The following is a 9,201-nucleotide window of genomic DNA, read 5'->3' on the forward strand; positions in this document are numbered from 1 at the left end:
TCGCGGGCGGGGCCGCGGCCGGCTTCGCGGGGGCGGGCGCCTTCGCGGCGGGCTTGGGCTTCGGCTCGGGCTTGGCGGGCGCGGCCTTCTTCGGCTTCGCGTCCTTGGCGGCCTTGCCGCCCTTCACGCCGTGATCACCCCGTTCCCGATGAGCCTCCATCGGGCGCCGACGCGCCGCGACATGGCGACGCGTTGGCCGGGCTCCGCGCAGACGGGGAGCTTGAGCGCGACCTCGGCGACGTCGCCGCGCGCGCTCGTGACGGTGCCGACCGTGGTGGCCGTGCCGACGTTGAGCATGAGCGCCTCGCGCGTCTTGAGCGGCTCGATCTTGAGGTCCTCGCCCGCGCCCACGACGCGGTCGAGCAGGTTCACGTTCATCGTGAACGAGGCGACCATGGGCGGGAGCGTGCCGGGCTTGCCGGCGATCTTGCCGACGAGGTTGTCGGCCTTCGTGATCGAGGGGTCGAGGAGCGTGCCGACGCCGAGGAGGCCGCCGGGCCCGACCTTCTTGTACGACTTGCCGCCCGCGACGATGCCCGTGATCTTCGTCACGATGGGCTCCCAGCGGGTGCGGCCGTGCTCCTCGATCTTGCGGCCGGGCGAGATCTCGATCTCGTCGCCGACCGAGAACTCGCCCTGCGCGAGCGAGCCGCCGATGACGCCGCCCTTGAGGTCCTTGGGGGGCGAGCCCGGCTTGTTGATGTCGAAGCTCCGCGCGATGAACATGCGCGCGGGCTTCTTCGGGTCGCGCTTCGGCGTCGGGATCTGCTCCTGCAGCGTCTTCACGAGCGCGTCGATGTTGATGCCCTGCTGGGCGGAGACGGGCACGATCGGCGCGTTCTCGGCGACGGTGCCCTTCACGAACTTCTTGATCTCGCGGTACGACTCGCGGGCGCGCTCTTCGCTCACGACGTCGATCTTGTTCTGGACGATGACGAGCTTGTTGACGCCGATGAGGTCGAGCGCCATGAGGTGCTCTTTCGTCTGCGGCTGCGGACACGGCTCGTTCGCGGCGACAAGGAGCATCGCGCCGTCCATGACGGCGGCGCCCGAGAGCATGATCGCCATGAGCGTCTCGTGGCCGGGCGAATCGACGAGCGAGATCGTCCGGAGGACCTCGCCCGGCGTGCCGTCCTCGGCCTTGTCCTGGACGCCGAAGGCCTCGGCGCCCTGCTTGCCCGGATACTTGTAGAACGCCGCGTCGGCGTAGCCGAGCTTGATGGAGATGCCGCGTTTCAGCTCCTCGCTGTGGCGGTCCGTCCACTCGCCCGTGAGCGCCTGGGTCAGCGTCGTCTTCCCGTGGTCGACGTGGCCGATCGTCCCGATGTTGACCTCAGGCTGCTTGGGCACCTTCATGCGGAGCCTCTCAGGCCGCCTTCGCGGCGAGGAGTTCCGAAACGGGCTTCGGGCCGGGCGTCGTGACCTTCGCGTTGATCTGCGCGATCTCGGGCGAGATCTCGTTGCCGCGCATCGTGCGCTTGCGGCGCTGGCCGCCGTAGGCGGTCGGGCGGAAGCCGATGGAGTCCGCGACGAGCAGGTCCTTGCGGGCCGCCGTGTGGACCTCGGGGCGCATCGGGAAACCGTCGCGGTCCGATCCGCCGGTGATCTTGAGCCGGTAGCCGGGGAGGCCGAGGAACATGCCGTCGACCTCGTCGCCGATCTTCTTGCGGACGAGCACGTTCGCGTGCTGACCCGAGACGGTCACCTGGTAGGACTTGCCGTCGCGAGGGTCATTGACAACCACCTTGAATTCGACCATGGGAAACGCTCCGGAGCGTGAGATGGCCCTGCCTCGGAAGGCCGGGCGCAGGCGTCGGAATGACGGAGGTCCTTTAAAAAGCTATTGGCCATCGCCGGCGATGTTCCCCCGAGGTCTCAGCCGGGTCGGGGCGCGGGGCGGGTGGCGGACGCACCCACCGACGCCCGACCCACAAGAGGGATACCCGGGAAGCCTGGGAAGTCGGGAGCGTCATGGGTCCGGTCCGTGCTCCCGAAGGCGACATCACGCTCGCCACGAACGCGCCGACGCATTGGCCGCGCGTCACGGTGCCGACCCCGGCCGGGCGCCCGCGCGCCGCCGTCGAGCAGCTTGCGGGCGAGGTCGCCCGCCGCCTCGTGTCGAGCGGCCTCGAGGTCGTGGACCAGGGCCGCGTGGTCGCGCTCGGCCCCGAGACCGTCCGCGTCGACCTCGTGGTCCGCGTCGGACGCGAGGAGATTCCCATCTTCGTCTTTCCCGGCGTCGATCCCGAGCGCGAGGGCGCCATGTTCGGATTCCTGCGCGCCGCGATGCGGGAGACGGGCGCGTTCGCGACGCCCGCCCTCTACTACGCGGTGCGCGACCTCGGCCTCGCGGAATCCCCGACGCCCGCGTCGATCGAGCGCGCCGCCGAGGCCTTCGTGGTGCGCGCGGCCCGAAGCGGCCTCGACCTCACGTACGATGCGGGCCCCGAAGGCGTCGTGGCGGCGGTGCGGGACCTTGCGCGCGCCCCGGTCGAGGCGGGCGGCGGCATCCCGGTCACCGAGGCCGCGAGCTTCGTCGGCGAATGGCTCAAGCGCCGCGTCTCGGGGCGCTGGTTCCTCGACGAGGATCTCCCGCGATCCGTGCTCGTGCTCGTCGATCCGGCGCGGGGCGACCAGTGGCAGATCCCGATCTTCGCATGGTTCCCCGACGCGGTCCGCACCGGTTACGACGGCCTCCTCGGCCTTCTCCAGGGCATCGTCGAGGACGGAGCGCGCGAGGACCCGGACGACGCGCCCATCCCCGTCACGACGCCCGCCTACCGCCGCGCCGCCTCGGGATGGCTCGGCGGAACGCTCTCGACGATCGAGCCCGGCGCCGAGTCGACCCTCCTGCTGCGGCGTTGCGCGTCGTGCGGCGACATGGCGTCCGCCGCCGTCTCGTTCGACGACAAGGCGGAGGGCTTCGAGCCCGCGATCGCGCGCTCCCTCGCCGCGGCGGGCGCGCCCGCCTCCGAGTGCGACGCCTGCGGCGGCACGGACTACCGCGAAACGGTCGTGCTCTACCTGCTGCCCGACCGGGACGGTCACGTCCTCGTCGTCACGGAAACCTTCGACAGCCACGTCCGCGTCGCGGCGCGCGAGATCGCGTTCGCGTGATCACCGCTTCGCCCACGACGCGACGGGATGTCCGAGCGCTTCGAGCCAGCGCGCGGAATGGCCGCCGACGAGCACCGGCTTCGCCGCGAGATCCGCGGCCGAGCGCGCGCCCGTGAGGAAGCACGCGACCTTGAGCTCGTGGGCGACGTGGCCCAGGAACTCCGCGCACTTCCTGCCCGAGACGTTCGCGGGATGCAGGGCCGCGCTCGCGTAGCCCGCGAGCGTCGCGCCAAGCGCCATCGCGCGCGCCGCGTCGAGGCCGCTGCGCAGTCCGCCGGTCGCGACGACGGGCAACCCGACGCGGCTCTCGACGAGCGACGCGACCGTGGGAACGCCCCAGTCGCGGTAGAGCTCGCCCACGCGCACGTGCGCCTCGTCGCGCTCCTTGCGCGCCCGGAAAAGCTCGACGGCGGCGAACGTCGTCCCGGAAAGGCCCCCCACGTCGAGGGCCGCGACGCCGCATTTCCGCAACCGCTCCGCGGTGGGTCGCCGCATCCCGGCGCCCGTCTCCTTCGCGATGACGGGGATGCCGAGGTCGCCCGCGAGATCGCGGATCGCGTGCTCGACGCCCGCGGCCGCGAGGTCGCCCTCGGGCTGCGCGGCCTCCTGGAGGAAGTTGAGGTGCACGATGAGCGCGTCGGCCTCGACCATCGCCACGATCTCGCTCACGTCCGCGCGCGAGAGCGGACGCTTCCCGCCCTGCGGGACGAGCTGCGGCGCCCCGATGTTCGCCGCGACGAACGGGACGTCGTGCTTGCGGACGACGCTGAACGTGCGCTTCTGCGAAGGATCCACGAGCGCGGCGCGCTGGCTTCCGACGCCGAGCGCGACGCCCGCTTCGGCCGCGGCCGCGGCGAGGTTGCCGTTGATGCGCTCCGCGTCGGGGTATCCGCCCGTCATGGACGCGATCATGACGGGCGCCTCGAGCCTCGCGCCGAGGAACGTCGTCGCGAGGGAGACCGAGGGGAGGTCCACCTCGGGCATCGCCTCGTGGAGGAGCGCGACGTCGTCCCACGCGTTCGCGCGGGCGCGCACGTCCTCCTTGAGGATGATGTCGACGTGGTCCTTCTTGCGGCTCGTCGTGATCTTCTTCTCGGACTTCGCGGGCTTCCTGCGCTCAGCCATGGATGATCGTCCCCTTCACGGCGCGGCCGAGGACCGCGTCCTTCAATCGACCGGGCTCGAGCCCGTTCACGAGCGTGACCGGCGTCGCCGCGGCCGCGACGCCCGCGAGGGCCTTCACCTTTCCGCCCATGCCGCCCGTCACGTCCGGCGCCCGCGAGGCGCCCGCCTCGGCGACGCCGAGGTCGGTCGATCGCACGCGCTCGAGAAGGCGCGCGCCGCCGAGCTTCGGGTCGCGGTCGAAGAGGCCGTCCACGTCCGTCGCGACGACGACGCGCTCGACCTTGAGGGCGCGCGCGAGCGGCGCGAGGAGCGCGTCGCCGGAGACGATGCCGAAGCCGCGCGCGGGGTCGAGGACCGCGTCGCCGTGCGTCACGGGCACGAGGCCGCGCGCGACGGCTTCGACGAACGGCCGCACGCGCGCCGCCTCGTCGTCGGGGAGCGCGAAGGGCGGGATCGCGACGGGCGCGAGGCCGGCGGCAATCAACGCCTCCAGCACCGCGAGGTCGAGCGCGCGGACGTCCGCGTGCACCCGCGCGAAGGGGGCCGCCTTCTCGCGGCCGCCCCCTTCCGAAAGCCGGTGCTCGCGCGCGAGGACGTGGCCGAACGAGCCCGCGCCGTGCACGACCGCGCCCGAGAAGCGCGCCTCGGCGAGCTCGCCCGCGAGGCGCGCGAGGACGTCGGCCCGGAGCGTCCGGTAACGCGACTTGTCCGTGAGGATGGATCCGCCGAGCTTCACGACGACGGTCATTCGAACCGCACCCCTTGAGCGCCGAGCGTCGCGACCCACGCGGCGCCGCCGGCCTTGCGGATGGCCGCCGCGCACGCCTCCGGCTCGTCGCTCACGGCGATCATGCTGCCGCCGCCGCCCGAGCCCGTGAGCTTCGCCCCGTGCGCGTGGCGCCGCGCCACCTCGCAGAGGCGGTTGAGGCGCGGCGTCGAGACGCCGAGGATCGTGAGCAGGTTGTGGTTGCGGTCGAAAAGCTTCCCGAGCTGCGCCCGGTCGCCCCTCGCGGCGGCCTTCGCGCCTTCCCGCGCGACGTCGCCGATCTCGCGGATGACGTCCTTCGCGAAACCGGTGCGGGCGACGAAACGCGCGACCTTCGCGACCTCGGTCGCCGTGCGGCCGCGCTCGTGCGTGAAGCCGATGACGACGGGCATCGCGGGCGGCTCGACCTTGTGGAGCGACCATCGCCGCTCGCCGCGCGTGATCTCCCACAGGAATCCCGGCCCGCGCTCGCGGCCGACGAGGATCGCGCCGCCTTCCGTCACGGTCGTCGTGTCGGTGGGCGAGGCGCGCCCCTGCTGCGCCGCGGCCTCGACGTCGTACGCGAGGCGCGCAAGCGTCTCGCGCGGCACGGGCGAGGCGCGGTCGGCCTTCCCGGCGAGCGCGAGGAGGCCGAGGAGCGATGCGGAGACGAGGGCGGCGGAGGATCCGAGACCGGACCCGCCGGGGACGCTCGCCTCGACCTGGAACGCGACGGGCTTGTCTTCGCCCGCGGCCTTGAGGGCCTCCGACAGGTAATGATGATAAGCGGACGCGAGGGGGGCGTCGTTGATCGTGGAGGGCCCGCCCGCGGGCCCGCGCGCGACGCGCACGCGGAGCCGCAGGTCGACCGCGGCCGCGACGGCCGGCTCGCCGTAGACGACGGCGTGCTCGCCGAAGAGGATGACCTTCGCCGGGGCGCTCGTGAGCGCCGCGGCCGCGCCGGTCGCCGTCACCGGTCCGGCCGAAGCGCGGGGTCCCGCAAGAAGGTTGGCTTCCCGACCGGCTTCCGCGGCCTTCGGGACGCCTGCGTCCAGGGCTTCGTCGTCGCCTGTCCGGACGGTTTGAACGGGTGCGGGGTCGCGGCGGGGTTCGTCAAACGAGTGGCTCAATCCCATTATCCCCAGGGGACAAGGAGCACGAACCATGCCCTCCCGTGGGGTTCCCGAACAACCGCTTGGCGCATGGCCCCGCGTGGAAGCGGGCTTCAAGCCCGGTCCCGCGCAGCTTTCCGGCAGGCCTCTTGCCTCTGCGGCGCCGCCGCCTGAAACGGCGACCGCCGCTTGCCCGGCCTGCCGGGGGGCGGCGCGCAACGTGGCGGGCGATCGACGCAAAGGATTCTGGTGCGCGAGCTGCACGGTGCTCGTGGTGCTCGGCCTCGGACCCGCGCCCGTCACGTACTGGGGTCTCGCCGTCCCCTCGGGCTTCCGCGCGCTCGACGAGTGAGCGGCGCGGTCGCTCGCCGGAAGGATGGGATGAGAAAAGACGGCGCGCGGGCGCGCTCGGCGCGCCCGCGGTGGAAGGGGGCGGCGCTCAGAGCGTCGCTTCGAAGTCGTCGATCGTGAGGTTGAAGGCCTCGTCCGACTCGACCTTCTTCCACTTCTTCGCGATCTCGCGCGTGAGGAGCCAGTAGACGAGCGCGAGCGAGCGGCGACCCTTGTTGTTGGTCGGGATCACGAGGTCGACGTTGCGCGTCTCGTTGTTCGTGTCGCAGAGCGCGACGATCGGGATGCCCGTGTTGAGGGCCTCGCGCATCGCCTGCGAGTCGCCCGCGGGGTCCGTGAGGACCATGACCTCGGGCTCGAAGAACTGCGTCGTGTTCGGGTTTGTGAGCGTGCCCGGCATGAAGCGGCCCGCGATCGCGACCGTGCCGAGGTGCTTCGAGAGGACGCGGATCGGCTTCTGGCCGTACTGGCGGGCCGAGACGAAGAGGATCTTCTCCGGCGGGTACTTCGAGAGGAAGTTCGCGGCGGCGCGGAGGCGCTCGTCGGTCTTCTTGACGTCGAGGACGAAGAGGCCGTCGTTGCGGACGCGGTAGATGTACCCCTTCATGTCGGCGTTCTTCTGCTGCGTCCCGATGTGGATGCCGCACCCGAGGTACGTGTCTTCGGGGACGAGGCTCTCGTACTGACCCAGGCTCTGTTCCTGTTCCGTCTGCTGCACGACCATCTGACTCACCAACGAACGTCCGGGGACCGGACTGGAAGCGTGAAAGGCCCTCCCGCGGGGAAGGCGAGGCAGCCTGGGAGAGAGGAGGTCGCTTTTATACGTTGTGGGCCCGGCCGAGCGGGGCCCCCCGCGATATCGCGGGAACGCTCCCGTGTTGCGCGCCCGGGGCTCCGATACGTTGACGGGAGCGCACGCGCCTGCCCGCCGCCATGGCCCGCCGCGCGATGCGCCTGCACGGTCCGCGCCGCCGAACGCCCCTCGAGGCGCAGGCGCCCGAGATGTCGGGATTCAACGGGGTGGCGGAACCGGTGACCGACCCGGACCTCGCTCGGCCGCGCGCCTTCCGCGGACGGAACCCCGCCCTCCCTCGCTTCGCCCACGTCGCCATCCAACCGGGCTGCGGCCCGCGCTTCCGGTAGGGTCGTCATGCGCATCCCCTTCCTTCCCGGCGCCGGCGGCGACCCCGTTGCGCGCGGCGGCCTCGCCCGCCTCGGCCTCGCTTTCGCTCTCGCCTGGGTCGCGGTCGCGATGACGGCCGCGCCCGGATCCGTTGCGTGGGTCGCCCTCTCGAAAAACCCCGGCGACGCGGGCGCGTTCTTCGCGGCGTTCTCCGCGGGCGCGGCCGTCGGGGCGCTCGTCGGGGGGCGCGCGATGGACCGCTTCGGCCGACGGATCGTCCTCGTCGCGGCATACGTCGCGGCGGCGCTCGGGTACGCGACGGCCGGCGCGGGTTACGCCTTCGGTTCGCTCGCGATCTTCTCCGCCGGCGCGGTCTTGCTCGCCGCGGGCACGGGCGCGGTCTACCTCACGCGCCTCGCGGCCGCGGACCTGCTTCCAGTGAACGAGCGCGGCCGAGGCGTCGCCTTCGTGCAGGTATGCGCCACCTTCGGCGCCGTGCTCGGGCCGACGCTCCTCTCCCTTTCAGGTCCGCTCGGAACCTGGCTCGGCGCCGATCCACGCAGCTTCGTGTGGTTCATCGCGCCGCCGCTGCTCCTCCTCGCCGCGTTCGTCATTTTCCGCGGACCCGAGCCGCTCGCGATCGCGCGCGCCCGCGCCGCCGCGACGCCCGCCGCCTCCGCCGTCGCAGCCTCGGCCCCGGCCTCCGGCGCGGCGCGCGTCGTCGTCCTCGCGGCCGCGTTCGCGACGCTCGCCGCGGCGCAGGCCGCGATGGTGGGCGTCATGGGCGTGACGGGCGCGGCGCTCGAGCACGCGGGCCATGGCGTCGAGGCGATGGGCTTCACAATGGCGCTCCACTTCATCGGGATGTTCGGCCTCTCGCTCGTCGTCGGTCGCCTGGCGGACCGCGCGGGCCGCCGCCCCACGCTCCTCGCGGGCCAGGTCATCCTCGCCGCGGGCGCCCTCGGCGTCGCGTACGTGCCCGGCCTCGCCGGCCACGCCATCGGCCTCCTCGTCGTGGGGCTCGGCTGGAGCTTCGCCTACATCGCCTCCACCGTGCTCGTCGCGGACCTCGTGCCGCTCGAGCGCCGCGCCCGCGTCATGGGCGCCGCGGATCTCGCGACGAGCCTCTTCGTTGTCCTCGTCGTGATGGGCTCCGGCATCGTGTACGGCCAGCGCGGCCTCGAAGGCGTCGGCCTCGTCGCCGCCGCGCTCGCGCTCCTCCCCGCCGTCCTCGTCCTCGCGTCGAAGGAGCCCGCCCGCGCTCCCGCGCCCCTCGCCGCCGCCGCGCCGCCCGCGAAGTAAGCGCGCGCGATCCACCTCCACGCGCTGGCGCTAGGAGCGGGCGCCGGGTGTCGGGCGCCGGGATTCGGGACCGGGTGTCGGGTCCCAGGACTCGGGACCGGGTCCGGGCGACGGGTCCGGGTGTCGGGCGCCGGGACCGGGTCCGGGTGTCGGGCGTCGGGCGTCGGGTGTCGGGCGCCGGGTTTCGGGACCGGGACCGGGACCGCAGCCAGTGTTCGCGCTCGGGTTTGCGCGTTTAGCCAGCTCAGGGGGCAGCCACGCGCGTCCCCGCACGGCTCACGCGAAAGGGGGCTGTGAATCGGGCACCGTTCGGGAAAGAAACGCGG

General features: G+C 72.8%; 10 protein-coding genes. 4 read left to right on the forward strand and 6 right to left on the reverse strand.

The features are described 5' to 3' along the window. Window positions 1–123: 123 nt before the first annotated feature. Window positions 124–1,350, reverse strand: a complete 1,227-nt coding sequence (locus VM889_07605) for a translation initiation factor IF-2 subunit gamma (protein HVL48405.1) — start codon at window positions 1,348–1,350, stop codon at window positions 124–126. 16 nt (window positions 1,351–1,366) lie between these two features. Beyond that, a complete protein-coding gene (locus VM889_07610) occupies window positions 1,367–1,759 on the reverse strand; it encodes a 30S ribosomal protein S6e (GenBank protein ID HVL48406.1) in 393 nt (130 codons plus the stop codon). A 212-nt stretch (window positions 1,760–1,971) separates the two neighbouring features. Here VM889_07610 and VM889_07615 point away from each other — a divergent pair, with 212 nt between their 5' ends. Then, entirely contained in the window at window positions 1,972–3,117 is a 1,146-nt protein-coding gene (locus VM889_07615) for a hypothetical protein (GenBank protein ID HVL48407.1), read from the forward strand. Here VM889_07615 and fni read toward each other — a convergent pair whose 3' ends face one another. From fni to mvk, 3 genes are read right to left on the reverse strand one after another with little or no spacing between them, the layout of a single operon-like run. Continuing rightward, window positions 3,118–4,242 (reverse strand): type 2 isopentenyl-diphosphate Delta-isomerase, encoded by a 1,125-nt coding sequence (gene fni, locus VM889_07620; protein ID HVL48408.1) that lies wholly within the window; start codon window positions 4,240–4,242, stop codon window positions 3,118–3,120. Next, entirely contained in the window at window positions 4,235–4,990 is a 756-nt protein-coding gene (locus VM889_07625) for an isopentenyl phosphate kinase (protein ID HVL48409.1), read from the reverse strand. The genes fni and VM889_07625 overlap by 8 nt, the downstream gene beginning before the upstream one ends. Beyond that, window positions 4,987–5,961: a mevalonate kinase gene (mvk, locus tag VM889_07630; protein ID HVL48410.1), complete on the reverse strand. Its 975-nt coding sequence runs from the start codon at window positions 5,959–5,961 to the stop codon at window positions 4,987–4,989. Before mvk ends, VM889_07625 begins: the two co-directional genes overlap by 4 nt. A gap of 358 nt (window positions 5,962–6,319) precedes the next feature. On the opposite strand from mvk, the gene VM889_07635 reads away from it, so the two are divergent. Next, the gene (locus VM889_07635; protein HVL48411.1) at window positions 6,320–6,451 is read left to right on the forward strand and encodes a hypothetical protein; all 132 of its coding nucleotides are present in this window, start codon (window positions 6,320–6,322) and stop codon (window positions 6,449–6,451) included. An 87-nt stretch (window positions 6,452–6,538) separates the two neighbouring features. On the opposite strand, the gene rpsB is transcribed toward VM889_07635, so the two are convergent. Further along, entirely contained in the window at window positions 6,539–7,174 is a 636-nt protein-coding gene (gene rpsB, locus VM889_07640; GenBank protein HVL48412.1) for a 30S ribosomal protein S2, read from the reverse strand. A gap of 209 nt (window positions 7,175–7,383) precedes the next feature. Between rpsB and VM889_07645 the strand changes: the two genes are divergently transcribed. Then, window positions 7,384–7,593, forward strand: coding sequence for a hypothetical protein (locus tag VM889_07645; GenBank protein HVL48413.1), 210 nt, complete (start codon window positions 7,384–7,386; stop codon window positions 7,591–7,593). A 7-nt stretch (window positions 7,594–7,600) separates the two neighbouring features. Continuing rightward, window positions 7,601–8,875 (forward strand): MFS transporter, encoded by a 1,275-nt coding sequence (locus VM889_07650; GenBank protein HVL48414.1) that lies wholly within the window; start codon window positions 7,601–7,603, stop codon window positions 8,873–8,875. Window positions 8,876–9,201: the final 326 nt, after the last annotated feature.

Source organism: Candidatus Thermoplasmatota archaeon (assembly GCA_035540375.1).
In the GTDB taxonomy this organism is placed as follows: Archaea; Thermoplasmatota; SW-10-69-26; order JACQPN01; family JAJPHT01; genus DATLGO01.